Here is a 16,348-nt window from a genome sequence, read left to right on the forward strand (position 1 = left end):
ATGAACAAACTGAAAAATTTTGCTGTAGAACCAATTGCTCACACTCAGTTCCGAGCTAAGTATCAAAATCATACCATTACACTTTATAATAGTTTGAAATTAATGATTCAAGGTCAAAAAGCGAACCAAATTGCGAACGATCTTGGTTTTAAAACTATTGCGATTGACGGTCCGTCTAAAAACACTTCTAAGAGCACTTCTAAGAGCACTTCTAAGAGCACTTCTAAGAGCACTTCTAAGAGCACTTCTAAGAGCACTTCTAAGAACAGTTCTAAGGGTACTAATGTCTCACCACTAGTAGCCAAGTCAAACACCATCGGTAGTGACGAAAATGGGAACGGCAGTTACTTTGGTTCTCTGACTGTCTGTGCTACATATGTCTCTCAGGACGTGATTTCACGTTTGCAGCAACTCGGTGTCAAAGATTCAAAGATGCTTACAGATTCAAAAATTCTTTCCCTTTCACCAATTCTAAAAGACCTACTTCCTTATGAATTATATGAACTGGTCCCTGAACGGTACAATGCCTTACAAAAACAGTATAATCAACACCAGTTAAAAGCTATTATCCACAATTTTGTGATCACAGAATTACTAGACCGTTTATCGGCCTCAAACCACGTGGACCACATTATTATCGACCAGTTTGAACCAGCTGCCAATTACTTCAAGCATTTGAATGGTCAAACTAGAATCACAAGAAAAAACGTTATCATTACCCCAAAGGCCGAAAGCAAGTCACTAGCAGTTGCAGCAGCCTCTATTATTGCAAGAAGTGCTTTCCTTAAAAGTTTATCGACTTTAGGAAAACCCTATGATATCCAACTACCATCAGGAGCGAGCCACAAAAGTGATGTTGTCGCGGCGAATATCTATCAAAAATTTGGGCTTGAAGGGTTAGAACAAACAGCTAAATTACATTTTGCTAATACAAACAAAGCTATCGCATTAGCAACTACAAAAGGCGCCCATTAACGGTAGCTGATATTATATAAAATCCGCTAGCACTTAATGTGTCATAGTTATTACATTCTGGCTAGACCCCAATAATTAAAAAATAGCGAAGCGGGAAATAGAAAGCTATAAGAATTGGGACATGAAAACAGAAAGTAGGCCACGATTTATTCTGATCGTGGCCTACTTTCTGTTTTACTATCGATTACTAAAAATAACTTTGTCTCTCTACTGTATCAAACTATCGAACAGTCACATTAGGAATAGCCATAACAGCCGCACTGATTTTATTAAATTCCTCATCAACTTCTACATCAGTCAGTGTTTGCTTATCATCTCGAAAGACAAGTGAGAACGATAAGGCTTTATACCCTGTCGTTAATTGTTTTCCTTCGTATAAGTCAAATAACTCTACTTGTTTTAACCGAGAAGAAGCTGCTGATTTAATAGCCGATATCAACTCACTATAGGATACATTCTCTGGCAGTTGTAGTGATATATCTCGATTAACAGTCGGAAATTTAGGAATATCAATCTTTCCGGTCAAAGTTTCTGTGACTGTTAATAAATTGGCCAAATCTAGTTCAGCAACATAAGTATCAGCTAAATCATGTGCAGCAGCATATTTTGGATGGAGTTTTCCAATAAAGCCGATGACTTGATCATTATAACGAATAATCGCTGTTTGACCAGGATGACATTCTGCGATACCGCTTGTTTGCTCATAAACCACATCATCTTCTACACCAAATGCCTTGAAGATACTTCCAACAATCCCTTTAGCATCAAAGAAAGTGTATTCCGCATCATTATTCAGCCATTTTGTGGTTTGCTTATGACCGGTTAGAGTGATGCCTAGGTGCATTCTTTCAGTAGCAAGCCCCTCCTGGTCTGGTGTTGCAGTAAAGACACGTCCTATCTCAAATAGGGCTAAATCTCTTTGTTGACGATTTAGGTTGTACTGGACAGTTTCAATCATTGTTGTGACAACGCTTTGGCGTAGGGTCGAACGGTCTTCAGTCATTGGCATTGCGAGAGTAACAGCAGGCTCCTCACTCAAACTAAAACGCTTTGCAGTTTCTTTGTTCGTAAGAGCATAGCTAATGATCTCTGATATACCAGAAGCCTCCGCCAATCTAGATATTTTCCTTAATGCAAGTTGAGCTGTGGTCAGATGGCCACCAGTTCCACTAATTGTCGGCAAGGTCAGTGGCAAGTTGTCGTAACCATAAATACGAGCCACTTCCTCTACTAGATCGGCTGGAATTGAGATATCCCATCTTCTTTTAGGAATTATAACTTCGTAGGAAGACCCATTCACGACATAATCAAATTCGAGTTGTTTCCAGATTTTTTCAATTTGATCCGTTGTAAACGAGACTCCAATCTTTTGAGATAGATAGTCTAATGATACTGGAACAGTGATGAGATTAGTATTCAATGTTGTTACTGTGGCAACATCATCTACTACTTCCCCCCTACCAAGTAAGGCGATGAGTGATGCAGCATATCTTCCTGCTTCTAAGATCGTAGCTTGATTGATTCCCTTTTCAAAACGCATACTCGATTCACTACGTAAGTTGAATTTTTGTGACGTTTTTCTTACAGTTGTTGGATCAAAAACTGCTGATTCAAGAGCAACCGTAGTAGTAGAACCATCGATTTCGGTCGATTCACCGCCCATAACACCGGCTAAAGCAACTGGTTCTCCATGAGCAGTGATTACCAAATCATGAGCAGACAGTTTTCGCCTTTTACCATCTAAAGTTATGAGTTCTTCGCCATCAGTGGCATATCGAATAATAACTTCTTTTGCTTTTAACTTATCATAATCAAAAGAATGTAAAGGTTGACCATACTCCAATAAAACATAGTTTGTAATATCAACAACATTATTTATTGGTCTAATACCTGCATGCATCAAACGCGCTTGCATCCAAATTGGGCTCGGTCCAATAGTCACATTCTTGATGATCAACATATTATAATCAAAGACATCATTTGTTTCTTTACCAACTGAGATCAGACCAGGAATTTCAGAACCATAGCCTATCTCATCGGTATCAGGTTTAAGGTTATTAGGGCGATCATAAATGGCAGAAATTTCATGAACAGCTCCGCGCATACTTAATGCATCAGCTCTATTGGGAGTAATATCCAATTCAATAAGTGCTTGGTGGCATTTGTATAGGTCTAAAACATCCGTTCCGATTTCTGTTTCTTCGGGTAAAACTGTTACACGATCCACAGCTTCGCTCGGAATAACACTATCTGAAAAGCCCAACTCCTCTAGGCTACACAACATGCCGTCCGATAGTTCCCCCCGTAATTTTCCTTTTTTGATTTTACCACCCGGTAATTCTGCCCCAGGTAAGGCTACGATAACCTTTTGCTGTACTGTGATTTTCGGATCACCACAAACAATCTGCCGAAGCTCAGGTTCCCCACAATCAACCAAAGTCACTTTTAAATGATCAGAATTCTCATGTTCACGAATATCCTTTATTTGCCCTACTATCAATTTCGATAACTTCTGATCTAATTGTTCTACAGAATCAACTTCTATCCCAGTTCTAGACATTTTTTCGGCAAGATCACGGGGAGCAATATCATTAAGATCAATAAATTCGTTTAACCATTCGTATGCTAATTTCATAGTGATTTTTTTCCTCCTAAAACTGTTTCAAGAAGCGGATATCATTTTGATAAAGGTGACGAATATCATCAATGCCGTATTTCAGCATCGCAATTCTATCGATTCCAAGTCCAAAAGCAAATCCACTATACTTTTCACTATCAATACCTGCCATTTCTAAGACATTTGGGTGAACCATGCCACTTCCTAGAATCTCGATCCATCCTGTTTGTTTACACACTCTACAGCCCTTACCATTGCATTTAAAACAACTAACATCTACTTCTACACTTGGTTCAGTAAATGGGAAATAGCTTGGACGTAACCTCGTTTTTCTATCACTACCAAACAACGATTTTGCAAACAGATCAAGTGTTCCCTTTAAATCACTCATCGTAATATTTTCAGCCACAACTAACCCTTCAATTTGATGGAATTGATGCGAGTGTGTCGCATCATCACTATCTCGCCGGAAAACACGTCCTGGACTGATCATCTTCAAAGGTCCTTTTGTAAAATCGTGGACTTCTAACGTACGTGCTTGCATGGGAGAAGTTTGAGTTCTCAACAATTCATTTTCAGTGACATAAAAGGTATCTTGCATATCTCTAGCTGGATGATCTTTAGGAAGATTCATCATTTCAAAATTATAATGATCAGATTCGACTTCACGACCGTCAATAACTTGATAGCCCAATCCAATAAATAAGTCTTCTATTTCCTCTTTTACCTTTGTGATGACATGTTGATGGCCAATAGCTATTTGATTCCCAGGTAATGTGACATCAATAGCTTCTTTGGCAATTTTTTCAGTTAAAATCTTATCATTTATCTCTTTTTCTTTTTCTGCTATGGTCGTTTGAATCACTGAACGAACTCGGTTTAATTCTTGACCAATGGTTGGTTTATCTTCCTTATTGGCTTCTTTAATTTTCTTAGATTGAAGGGTCAATAACCCTTTTTTCCCTAATAACGACACTTTAACTTGTTCTAAGTCATTCTTTGACGCTGTTTCATTTAGCATGTGCTTTGCTTTTTTAGCAAGTTCTTCTAACTCTTCTTTAAACAAATTGATATCCATTTGTGTTCACTCCTTAAAAATTGTATAAAAAAACACCTCATTCCCTGATTAGGGACGAGATGCGTCGCGGTACCACCCTAGTTCCAATATTAGTATTGGCAACTTGATCATTATTAACGGTAATGAACCGTGCCTTCTTTTGTCATTTTTCAATAACTGAAGAAAAAATAACTCCCGAAGGATACTTAGAGAGTGAAGCAGTTATGGATCAAGTACTCTCGGTCTCAGTCTTTGCCGAAAGTTCCCTTTGACTCAAAAATCATAACCAGTCTCTCATCATTGTAAGTCTTATTAATTAAATTGTAGTGAATCGCCAGTTAATTCACTCATTTCATTATCACAGATAGCCGTATTGACTAAAGGTCAGAATAGGCATTCATTCGTTTATACTGGAAAATCTAATGGTTAATGTTGATTTTACACGTTAACACTTATCACTAAGGCTTAACACCACTGATAGTAGCAATAAAGCTAGAAGAGTTCAACTCAATAATGATTTAAACTCAGTCTTTGTGGAATAGATTTAAGAAATTGTTTGAATGACTCTGCTTTTCCACTCGAATATTCAGAAATAGCGCAATACTTATCCACACACGTCACGACATAACTTTCTTTATATCTCGGTAAAGCTAGAGTAGCTAACCACATGTGTTTAACAATAATATCCTTTTCTAAATCGGATAAATCTGTTAATTTAAGCGCATTTTGATAAGCCATTTGGGGATGGACCCACGCATGACTTCCCTCCATGAACTTCGTAGTTCTCCAATCGTAGTAAAACAAATCATGTAACAAGCCGGCGCGTGCAACGGCCTTTGCATTAAGACCTAAATTTTTAGCTATCAAATAACTCTTGTACGAAACTGAAATACAGTGATTCAATCGCGTCGTAGCATGATGTTGCTTATAATTATTTAATTTTTGAACTTCGGGTCTATCCAATAAATCGGAGACAAATGATAGATACTGTTGATCTTTTGTCCAATTGTTTGATGTCATACGGACATTCCTTTCACAGGTTTAATACCTTGCGACTCCCATTATACCATAGAGTTTTAACAACTGTCACCATCATCTTAAAAAGTCACCTATTTTAATAAATAGTTTAAGAAATATTAAGTTTTTAAGACTTGGTCATGGCTTGATATAATACAATACCCGCTGCTACTCCAGCATTTAGAGACTCAGCATGACCAGTGATTGGAATCGTGACTAATTGATCAGCATTTAATAAACTTTCCTCACTGATACCTTGTGCTTCGTTACCGATAACGATTACCTTTTTAGTCGCAAACTCAATAGTATCTAGTAAGCGTGCATCATCACGCAAAGCTGTTGCATAAATGGTGAAGGCCTTTTGCTTTAATTCGAAGTACAACTCCTTCAAACTGAGATCTGTTTTTACGATTGGTAAATGAAAGTGACTTCCCTGAGCTGACCGAATGACCTTATCATTAAGAGGGTCAACAGAGGATTGACTTAATAGCACACCATCATAGCCGAACGCATCTGCTGACCGAATAATGGTTCCAAGGTTACCAGGATTTTGAACCTGATCCAAAAGTACAAGCTGAGTTTTTTGTAAGAGATCACCAATAGCTACTGTGTCTGCTTCTATTTCCAGGAATATCCCTTGAGTATTCTTAGTTTGTGATATTTTGGTGGCAATGGCATCATTGACAATATATATTGGAACGCTATTAGTGATTCGTTTCATCAGGTCCTGATACCGTTCAAGTTCTCTCTCATTGATGATTAAAGCTTTAAGTAATGCTTTTGATTTGATAGCCTCGTCGACTAAATGCTCGCCTTCTACTAAGTAACTTTGTTCTTTTTTTCTCTCCTTAGCGAGCGTTAGCTTGTACCATTTCTTGACCAAGTCATTATTTACAGATGACAAGTTATTCATTCCAGTCGGTTCCTTCCTGTATAAAATAGAAATTTTAAATTGTTTGGTTGTTAATTGTTTATTTGAGGTGATTATATACTAATTGAACGTTGTGACTTAATAATACAAATATAGCATTAAATTACTTTGTCTGGTAACTCAAATGAAAAAAGTATTAGTTACTGAAATCTCTTCCAAATAACTAATACTTCAAATTGAACCATGTGAAATTGATTGCAAAAAACGATTCTATATTCTAAATTGTATTACAAATAAATCAAATATGATTTTATAAATAACCACGTGGGTCAACATGAACACTATTAACACGTACTTCGAAGTGAAGATGCACTCCAGTAGATCTACCTGTTGTTCCCATTATTCCTAAAGTCTGCCCTTGAGAAACTGATTGCCCAGGAGCAACAGCTAATGAGGGTTGCATATGAGCATATGCCGTTTTTAAAGATTGACCATTCACAGTACCATGATCAATAAGAACCATGTAACCATAGCTTCCCATATAACCTGCATACTCAACTTTCCCACTAGTAGCTGCTTTAATTTGTCCACCACCAGCAATATCTAACCCTAAGTGATTTTCAGAAGCCCCACCACCAAAAGGATTAGAACGATTTCCAAATCCCGCAGTTATCGTACCATTTGCTGGTTGGATAAAGCCACTACTTGATGGAGCGGATTGATTAGCATTGCTTTCATTATTAGAGACACTATTCGCGGCATTATTCTCAGAATTAGTTGACGAAGTACCAACCAATTTTGATTCAGTAGCTTTTTGTTCCGCCTTAGCTAGTTCTGCTGCTTTTCGCTCTTCCTCGATACGAATTGCTTCTTGCCGTTCTTGCTCTGCTAAAATATCCTTGTCAAGTTTGCTAACTTTATCAGCAATTGACTGCTGGGTAACCGCAATTTTGTCTTTCTCACTCTTAGTCAGCTCTTCTTGAGCTAGTAATTTTGAGACTTGATCATTCATTTCATCTTGCCTAGCGATAAGATTATTTTGATTCACGATATTTTGCTGTTTTAGCTCATCAAGTTGTTCTTTTTCTTTTGTTAATGCTAATTGTTTTTCTTCTAATTCTTGACGATCATTCATTTGTTGAGTCATGACATCGTTATTTGTATCAATGATCGTTCCAACTGCAGCACTTCTTGAAATGAAATCAGAAAAAGTCTCAGCTTCAAGTACATACTCGATATACTTAAATGAGTGATCACTTTTTTGGACAGCTCTTGCTTGATCAGCCAATTTTTCTTCACGGCGCTTAATCAAGTCTTTCAATTCTGTGATTTCCTCAGTTAACACAACAATATCTCGATTTTTTTGTTCTATCTTTTGGGCTAATTTATCGATTTCAGCAGTCAATGCATCGATATCTGCTGAAATATCACTAATTTGCTTTTGTAAATCACCCTTTTTGAGTTGAAGTTCAGATAATTGATTCTCTTTATTCTTTAGTTCTTCTTCTAAGACGGAAGACTCTTGATGTAATTTATTCTGCTCATCTTTTAAGTCAGAAATAGCATCCGCTTTAACGGTAGTACCCCCTATTAAACTGCTGATTACGATCGCGGATAAGGTCAATTTTGAAAAAGTGGCTTTATAAGTCAATTGTTTGATCCTCTCTGTTCAGTATAGTGTCAGATAATAGCTAATTAAAACTACCATATTTCGAAGTTGAAAACGAAATGGTTTTCTTATATAAATACTTGAATATTTCAAACCCAATTCTAATTTTAACAGATTTATTTGTGAAAACTATTTCAGTCTAATAACAATCTTAGCCATATATTACAAAACTATAACAAAGTTCTAATCAATCAGTCTGTCCCCACCCATTCACTTGCCTACTTTTACTAGCTTACTATGTAATTACTTACTATCAATTGCTTACTATCAATTTCTTACTATTCACTAAAATCTAAAAACGACTATGGAAGCAAGACCCACCATAGTCGTTTTTAGATTTATCTCGAAAACTATTCACAACTTTCTTAAATTACTGAATCACTGACCCAATGAACCAGTGAATTACCGAATTACTTAATCAATTCATAGATGGCCTCAGCGTATATAGAAGCTGCTCTTAAAAGATCCTTTACTGTCATAAACTCATTGACTTGATGCATGGTATCCTCCGAGTCAGGAAATAGAGCTCCAAATGCTACCCCACGTTCGAGTATGCGTCCATAAGTTCCGCCACCGATACTTTGCTCATGTGCTTCAAATCCAGTTTGCTTAGCATAAACCGAAAGAAGTGTTTTAACTAACTCATCTTCTGCTGAAACATAATGAGGAGTTTTATCCTTCCCCCTGCCAATCGTTGCATTATAACTACTCAAGGCACTGTCTGCAGCAATTTCGATTTTTTCAACTGTTATGCCTCTAGGAAATCTAAAGTTCAACACAACGAGGCCATGAGTGTCTTCAGTAAATGTCATAATGCCTGCATTCATTGAGGTTGTGCCCATCACTTCATCTGTATGTTCAGCACCTACGTTTTTCCCAGTAAAATCTAAATGCACTTGTTCAGCAATCAATGCCAAATAACCTTTTGCTTGCCCAGTAAATGAAAACTGTGTTAAAAATACAGCTAGATAAGTACCAGCATTGACCCCTTTTTCTGGCATGCTACCATGACTCGCTTTACCTAAGACGGTAATCTCACTTTTACCATCATCAAGCGTTTCAAATGTGCCTGTTACTGGGTTATGCTCTAAGAAATCAAAAAATGCTTTTTCAGCTTTTTCAGGATCTGCAAAACGAACTTCAGCATGTGCCTCCTGAGGTACCATGTTTTCCCGTATTCCTGCGTCAAAGCTATTCAAGTAGTTGCTAGCATTTTTATCTTGTTCACCCTTAACAGAAACGTACAAAGACACCATTCCTTTTTCCCCGTTAATAATTGGAAATTCAGCATCTGGTGAAAAGCCAAAATCTGGCATTTCTTCTGTTTTAAAGTAGCGGTCCATGCATAGCCATTCACTTTCCTCGTCTGTCCCAACTATCAAACGGACACGCTTTTTAACTGGTAGTCCTAATTTTTTGATCAGCTTAATAGCGTAGTAGGCAGCCATTGTAGGACCCTTGTCATCACTTGAACCACGAGCAATAATTTTCCCATCAATCAATTGGGGATCAAAAGGATCATTGTCCCACCCATTACCAACGGGAACAACATCCACATGTCCAAGTAATCCCATTAATTCATCACCGGCACCATATTCGATATGTCCTGCGATATTGTCAACATTCTTGGTGACAAACCCATCTCTGTCACCAAATGACAGCATTTTTTCCAACGCTTTTCTAGGACCGGGTCCCACTGGAGACTCATCCGATTTATGATCGTCATCGCGAACGCTGTCAATTCTCAATAGTTCAAATAGATCTTCAAGTAATTCCTCTTTATAATTATCGATCTCTTTTTTCCAATCAATAGCCATAATTAATTCGCCCCTTTAAAATGATATTTTTTATCTTAAGCTACTCTGCTACTACCATGCTACCATTTATTAATCCTAAAACAACTGTTTTGCCCATCTTCATTCGATTTCTAATGTCTAATCAACAGAAGAGAGCAGTTGTTTTTCCTCTTTTTCTGACAATCGTCGGTAGTTTCCTAAAGACAGATCTTCCGGAAGCTTCAGAGGACCCATCTCTATCCGCTTTAACGAATTAACTCGGGAACCAACTGCCCTGAACATCTTCTTAACCTGATGGTACTTACCTTCAGTAATAGTCACATGGACCTTGATTCCTTCTGGTAGTTCCTCCAACAGAACAAGGCTAGCTGGTTTAAAAGTTGTTTTGCCATACTTGATGCCCTCTAAAAATTGTCTTATAACATCAGTTGGTAAAGGGGGTCGAACAATGGCCTCGTACTTTTTGGTGACATGTTTTTTGGGACTCAATAATTCATGCCCCAATGCTCCATTATTTGTTAACAACAATAACCCCGTTGTGTCTTTGTCTAACCTTCCAACTGGGAACAATCCCTTCACAACATCTTGAGGCTCTATCAAGTCTAAAACCGTCTTCTCTGTATCATCAACGGTTGCTGATAAATAGCCTTGTGGTTTGTTTAAAATAAAATAGTCAAATTCGCGATAAATAATTTTTTTCCCGTCACAGAAAACAGTGTCTTTATCCGGGTCTATTTTATGAGATGAATCTGTCTCTATCGCGTCGTTAACTGAAATTCTATGGTCAGAAAGCATTTGACGTACTTCTTTTCTTGAACCTAGCCGACAATGTGCCAGAAACTTATCTAATCTCATTTGGTCTCCCCCAATGTGCCTTACTCATTTATCTTTAAAGGGTCAGACTATCTTTTTCTACGCCTTCCCGAACTTCTGGTCTCCCTTTTGGGCATTTCATCAGTCTGTTGATCATCTTCTATTCTTGTTTCTTCTTGACTGTATTCGTCTCTTCTTTGACCGCTCTCTTTAAGATCACTAATTTCGTCATCAGCAAAAAAAGAATGATTCAGTAAAGGCAAATGTAGTTTTTGCCTTAACCGATCGGCTTTAGCGCCCAACAGCAGAGTCCCTTGATTTGTAATCAGCGTCAACCCAAGGTATAGAAAAGCTCCTATTGAAGCAACAATTACTAGTGCAATAATAGCATAAACTTTTCGTTCTAAAACCAATACCTTGCCTAATAAAGAGACGACTCCATAGGCCACTATCCCCATAATTAAGGTATTCACTGCTACAATTGCCAATTTACGAAAGACTCTCGTCCACCTGATATCACTAATCTGTGCAATACTCCATAGAAAAAGAATGTCAATAGCTAAGAAAGCTATAGCAGTTGATAAAACAGCCCCATTCACATTAAAGAATTTAATCATAACCGGTTGCCATGCAATTTTTAAAGCAAAGGCTATGACTAACCCCATGACAATAGTTCTCATTTGATTTGTGGCTTGCAAAATATATCCAAGGATCAAGAAGAGTCCTAAAAATATACTAGCAATACTGAAGACCCTTAATATGGTTGTACCAGTTGCATTAGCACTATAAAACAAGTTATAAAAAGGTTCTGCCACAACAAATACACCTATTGCTGCGGGTAACATAACGATCGAGAACAATACAAGATTGTTCTCAATGAGTAAGCCTAATTTTTCCCGATTTCGTTTGGCGTAAGAACTTGCAACAAGTGGCAAGGCTGAAACACCAATACTACTGGCAAAGGAGATGATAATCATGACCAACTTGTTAACATTAAACGACATCACACCGTACAATTGAACGATTTCAACCGAAGAGAACGCAGTATAACGTTTCATTGTTGGTACAAAGGTGAACTGATCTACTAGTCCTAACATTTCAGTTGCCGATGCAAATAAGACGAATGGAATCGCATTTATAATCAGGTCTTTATAAAAACTAAAGCCACCTAAACTATTCACTTTTTCGTTATCTTCTGACAGTCTAAGCTTTAAATCATCTTTTTCCCGATAAAGGACATAGGTGAGATAAAGTAATGAAATAACTGCCCCTACAAATGCAGCAAAAGTCGAATGAGCAACTGCCAATGGGTATTTTCCCATCATTACTTTCATAATAATAAAAGTTGCTACTAGTAAATAAACAATACGTCCCACTTGTTCAAAGAACATCGACAAAGCGGATGGTGCCATTTCTTGGTGTCCTTGAATAAAACCACGTATCAAACTCATTGGTGGAATGATTACTACTGCAGGAACCAAACTTCTGATAACCATTACAGCATCTGAAACATTGACCTGAGGGCTATTTCTAGCCACTATTGGAGCTGTTGCAAACATTATCGCACCAGATATTACCCCAAAAGCTAACATCAGTAACAACGATTTAACAAACAGTTGCCAAGATTTTCTGTATTCTCCACGTTCGTTGAAATAGGCTACTTCTTTTGATAAGACACCAGGAATCCCAGCTGTTGCAATGATCAAGAAGACATTATAGATACGGTAACCAACACTCATCAAGGCATTAGCTAAATCTTGAGTTTTATCATTTCCGATCATATATAGCCATGGGATAACATACAGTGCTCCCAGAAGCCTAGACGTGATACTCCCAGCAGTCATCCAAGCAGATCCTTTTACTAGTTTTTCAGAATCACTTTGTTCTAGACGACTGAGAAATAGTCCATATCCTCTCTTTTTAGACATATAATCCTCATTTCGGTTTGCTTAGACTTTACTAAGACTCTACTTATTCGTTACTTAGCTACAATATTTACCAATTTATCAGGTACTGTAATGACTTTAATCACATCAAGACTTTGAACCAATTGTTCTACCTTTGGTTCTGTCAATGCTAAATCTTCAAGTTCCTGTTTTGATAGTCCTGTTGCTACCACCAAACGTTCTTTTATTTTGCCATTGACTTGAATAATGATTTCAACAGTAGATTCAGTAAGGTATTTTTCTTCATATGTTGGCCAAGTGCTTTCACATACTAAAGAAGAATGACCAAGCTTCGACCAAAGTTCCTCTGCCATATGAGGTGCAATAGGTGATAGAAGTTTTAAGAAACCATCAATGTGTTCTTTTGAAACCTTATCAGCTTTATAAGCTTCATTGATAAAAATCATTAGTTGCGAAATAGCAGTATTGAAATGTAATTGGTCAAAATCTTCTGTGACTTTTTTAACAGATTGATGGTACACCTTTACGACCGAATCATCTGACTTATCCCCTATTTTAGACGAAATTGTCCCTTCTGGGGTAATGATAAGTCGCCAAACTCTGTCTAGAAAGCGGCGTGACCCTTCTAAGCCATCTTCACTCCAAGCAATTGAAGCATCTAGGGGTCCCATAAACATTTCATACATGCGTAAGGTATCTGCTCCATATTGATGTACAACATCATCTGGATTAACCACATTTCCTTTTGATTTGGACATTTTTTCATGTCCTTCGCCTAAAATCATGCCTTGATTGTACAACTTTTGGAATGGTTCTTTACAATCAACAACACCTAGATCATATAAAAACTTATGCCAAAATCGTGCATAAAGTAAATGCAGAACAGCATGCTCTGCTCCACCAATATAAAGATCAACAGGTAGCCATTGCTGAGCCGCTTTTTTGCTGACCAATTCTTGGTCATTGTGTGGATCGGCGAAACGAATGAAGTACCAAGAACTCCCTGCCCATTGTGGCATCGTATTTGTTTCCCTACGACCTTTTTTACCAGTCTTTGGATCAGTGACATATAACCAATCTTTAATCAAAGCAAGTGGTGACTCACCTGTTCCGGACGGTTTAATGTCTGTCGTTTTTGGTAGTTCTAATGGGAGTTCATCCTCAGGAACTGTAGTCATAGTTCCATCTTCCCAATGAATGACAGGAATCGGTTCACCCCAATACCGTTGTCTAGAGAATAGCCAGTCTCTTAATTTGTAGGTTGTTTTTTCAGAACCCAAGCCTTGCTTTTCTAACCACTCCACAATAGCATGAATAGCCTCGCCTTTTGTTAAACCATCAAGGAAGTCAGAATTAATATGGTTTCCATCTCCTACAAAAGCTTCTTTTTTGATATCTCCGCCTTCTAAAACAGGAACAATGGGCAGGTCAAACTTTGTCGCAAAATCGTAATCACGTTGATCATGAGCTGGAACCGCCATGATTGCACCAGTACCATAAGAGCTTAGAACGTAATCTGCTATCCAAATTGGCACTTTCTTACCATTTACCGGATTAATAGCATAACTACCTGTAAATACACCTGTTTTATCCTTATTCAGATCTGTTCTTTCAAGATCACTCTTTAAACTAGTCTTTTTTTGGTAAGCCTCAACTGATTCTTTTTGCTCTGCTGTTGTTACTTCTGACACTAATTCATGATCTGGTGCCATAACACAATAGGTCGCTCCAAATAATGTGTCAGGTCTAGTAGTAAAAACAACAAAGTAACTTTTAGAACCGAAGATGCTAAAAGTAACTTCCGCACCCTTAGATTTTCCGATCCAGTTTCTTTGCATGTCCTTGATACTTTCAGGCCAATCAACATCTTCTAAATCTTCTAATAGCCGATCAGCGTAAGCTGTTATTCTTAACATCCACTGTTTCATTGGCTTACGGTATACTGGAAAACCACCTCGTTCAGACTTGCCATCAATCACTTCTTCATTAGCTAAAGTTGTGCCAAGTGCTGGACACCAATTGACATTGACTTTCGCTTCATAGGCTAATCCTTTTTCGTATAGTTTTGTAAAAATCCATTGCGTCCATTTATAATATTTTGGATCAGTTGTATTGATTTCACGACTCCAGTCATAGCTGAAACCCAACATTTTCATTTGCTCACGAAAATGATTGATATTGTGGTTGGTGAATTCAGCGGGGTCATTCCCAGTATCCAACGCATACTGCTCAGCAGGCAGACCAAAAGCATCCCACCCCATTGGATGCAACACATTGTGTCCTTGCATCCGTTTCATTCGAGCTACTATATCTGTTGCTGTGTATCCCTCAGGATGCCCGACGTGTAGTCCTTGACCTGACGGGTAGGGAAACATATCTAATACATAAGTAAAAGGCTTGTCTTCATCTGTCGTAGTTTTGAAAACATCTTTATCTGCCCATATCTTTTGCCATTTTTTATCAATTGCTTCATGATTAAAATCCATTTGTACGTCCCCTTTTTTTATCGTGATAATTCCTGAAAAAGTCAAAATTAAACTAATAACGCAATCAATCGCTTCTTTTTAACCAAAAGATTGGATAGCACAAAAGCACAATCACTAAACAACCTTTTGGCACCGTATTTAAAGACCCGTATTTAAATAATACCTAAAAATGACCGATTCAAATAAAGTGTATTCACTAAATTTGACTACAATACACAAAAAAGCACACCAAGACAGAACTGTCTAGGGCGTGCTTCGCGTTACCACCTAAAACTTTAACTTATCATACCTATAACGGAGCGACCCGCTATCGCTTCTAAAACCAATCAGCGATGCAACTCTTTAATAAGGTGAGTTCATCTTTGTTTATTGACATGTTCACACCTACCACATGCTCTCTTTACGCAAACAATGACTACTAGTCCTCAAAATTCATATTAAATTTCAATCAACATAATAACAACAACTAATTATACTAACTATTGTCATATCTTACTTTGCCTATTCTAATATAATCACTTAACTTTTACAACATCCCCAGGTTTTAAAACATGATCATTTGAAAAATTATTAATTTTTTTGAATTCATCTAATGTTAAACCATTGTTAAAGGCTATTCTCCACATACCTTGTCCAGCTTTAACCGTTACAGTCTTAGTGTTATTAGATTGAACCGGTTGACTAGTTGATTTAGCATTAGCTACTGCAACTGAAGCAGCTAAAGTCGCTGGTTGATTTACTGGACCATTAAGTTTAATAACCTGACCAGGTTGTAAAACCGTATCATCATTAAAACCATTAGCTGCATATATTTGTTCAACTGAAATACCGGTATTTTGAGAAATCCTCCAAAAACCTTCTTTAGGCTTAACAGTATAGGTCTCTCCATTAGAAGTTCCAGAATTTGTAGAGTCAGAATTAACATTCTGCTTGTCTGTACTTGTTGAAGTGCTTAAAGTCACTACATTATTGTTAGAAGTAGAGGCCCCACCCAATTTAATCACTTGCCCAGGTTGAATCACTGTATTCAATTTAAATCCATTAGCAGCTAAGATTTGGTCAACCGGCACTCCTGTCTTACGTTCAATAGCGTAGAAACCATCGCCCTTAACTACTTTATAGGTTCCTTTAGCTGATGCA

General features: G+C 37.6%; 11 protein-coding genes. 1 reads left to right on the forward strand and 10 read right to left on the reverse strand.

Features of this window, described 5'->3' with window-relative positions:
• Positions 1-975, forward strand: a 975-nt coding sequence (rnhC, locus tag H541_RS0108905) for a ribonuclease HIII (RefSeq protein ID WP_022796970.1), incomplete at its 5' end; no start/stop codon positions are given.
• 220 nt (positions 976-1,195) lie between these two features.
• Here the strand turns inward: rnhC and pheT are convergent.
• The 10 genes from pheT to H541_RS0108955 form a co-directional block, all read right to left on the reverse strand.
• Positions 1,196-3,610, reverse strand: coding sequence for a phenylalanine--tRNA ligase subunit beta (pheT, locus tag H541_RS0108910; RefSeq protein ID WP_022796971.1), 2,415 nt, complete (start codon positions 3,608-3,610; stop codon positions 1,196-1,198).
• Between the two features lie 16 nt (positions 3,611-3,626).
• Positions 3,627-4,670 carry a phenylalanine--tRNA ligase subunit alpha gene (gene pheS, locus H541_RS0108915; RefSeq protein WP_022796972.1) on the reverse strand — a complete coding sequence of 348 codons (1,044 nt, stop codon included), beginning with the start codon at positions 4,668-4,670 and terminating at the stop codon, positions 3,627-3,629.
• A gap of 486 nt (positions 4,671-5,156) precedes the next feature.
• A complete protein-coding gene (locus H541_RS0108920) occupies positions 5,157-5,669 on the reverse strand; it encodes an HDIG domain-containing metalloprotein (RefSeq protein ID WP_022796973.1) in 513 nt (170 codons plus the stop codon).
• Positions 5,670-5,793: 124 nt separating this feature from the next.
• Positions 5,794-6,579, reverse strand: coding sequence for a TrmH family RNA methyltransferase (locus H541_RS0108925; protein ID WP_022796974.1), 786 nt, complete (start codon positions 6,577-6,579; stop codon positions 5,794-5,796).
• 268 nt (positions 6,580-6,847) lie between these two features.
• Positions 6,848-8,188 (reverse strand): murein hydrolase activator EnvC family protein, encoded by a 1,341-nt coding sequence (locus H541_RS12835; RefSeq protein ID WP_022796975.1) that lies wholly within the window; start codon positions 8,186-8,188, stop codon positions 6,848-6,850.
• A 428-nt stretch (positions 8,189-8,616) separates the two neighbouring features.
• Positions 8,617-10,023: a dipeptidase PepV gene (pepV, locus tag H541_RS0108935; RefSeq protein WP_022796976.1), complete on the reverse strand. Its 1,407-nt coding sequence runs from the start codon at positions 10,021-10,023 to the stop codon at positions 8,617-8,619.
• A 117-nt stretch (positions 10,024-10,140) separates the two neighbouring features.
• Positions 10,141-10,857, reverse strand: a complete 717-nt coding sequence (locus tag H541_RS0108940) for a pseudouridine synthase (protein WP_022796977.1) — start codon at positions 10,855-10,857, stop codon at positions 10,141-10,143.
• A 47-nt stretch (positions 10,858-10,904) separates the two neighbouring features.
• Positions 10,905-12,743, reverse strand: a complete 1,839-nt coding sequence (locus H541_RS12210; protein ID WP_022796978.1) for a putative polysaccharide biosynthesis protein — start codon at positions 12,741-12,743, stop codon at positions 10,905-10,907.
• A 50-nt stretch (positions 12,744-12,793) separates the two neighbouring features.
• A complete protein-coding gene (gene leuS, locus H541_RS0108950) occupies positions 12,794-15,208 on the reverse strand; it encodes a leucine--tRNA ligase (RefSeq protein WP_022796979.1) in 2,415 nt (804 codons plus the stop codon).
• A 515-nt stretch (positions 15,209-15,723) separates the two neighbouring features.
• The coding region (locus H541_RS0108955; protein WP_022796980.1) for a LysM peptidoglycan-binding domain-containing protein at positions 15,724-16,348 on the reverse strand (625 nt) is incomplete at its 5' end.

This window comes from Bavariicoccus seileri WCC 4188 (assembly GCF_000421665.1).
GTDB lineage: Bacteria > Bacillota > Bacilli > Lactobacillales > Aerococcaceae > Bavariicoccus > Bavariicoccus seileri.

What these genes read in the sequence shown, in the direction of transcription:
- pheS (WP_022796972.1), bottom strand. Translation starts at nt 4,670, where the DNA reads ATGGATATCAATTTGTTTAAAGAAGAGTTAGAAGAACTTGCTAAAAAA.
- H541_RS0108925 (WP_022796974.1), bottom strand. Translation starts at nt 6,579, where the DNA reads ATGAATAACTTGTCATCTGTAAATAATGACTTGGTCAAGAAATGGTAC.
- pheT (WP_022796971.1), bottom strand. Translation starts at nt 3,610, where the DNA reads ATGAAATTAGCATACGAATGGTTAAACGAATTTATTGATCTTAATGAT.
- H541_RS0108940 (WP_022796977.1), bottom strand. Translation starts at nt 10,857, where the DNA reads ATGAGATTAGATAAGTTTCTGGCACATTGTCGGCTAGGTTCAAGAAAA.
- leuS (WP_022796979.1), bottom strand. Translation starts at nt 15,208, where the DNA reads ATGGATTTTAATCATGAAGCAATTGATAAAAAATGGCAAAAGATATGG.
- H541_RS12210 (WP_022796978.1), bottom strand. Translation starts at nt 12,743, where the DNA reads ATGTCTAAAAAGAGAGGATATGGACTATTTCTCAGTCGTCTAGAACAA.
- pepV (WP_022796976.1), bottom strand. Translation starts at nt 10,023, where the DNA reads ATGGCTATTGATTGGAAAAAAGAGATCGATAATTATAAAGAGGAATTA.
- H541_RS0108920 (WP_022796973.1), bottom strand. Translation starts at nt 5,669, where the DNA reads ATGACATCAAACAATTGGACAAAAGATCAACAGTATCTATCATTTGTC.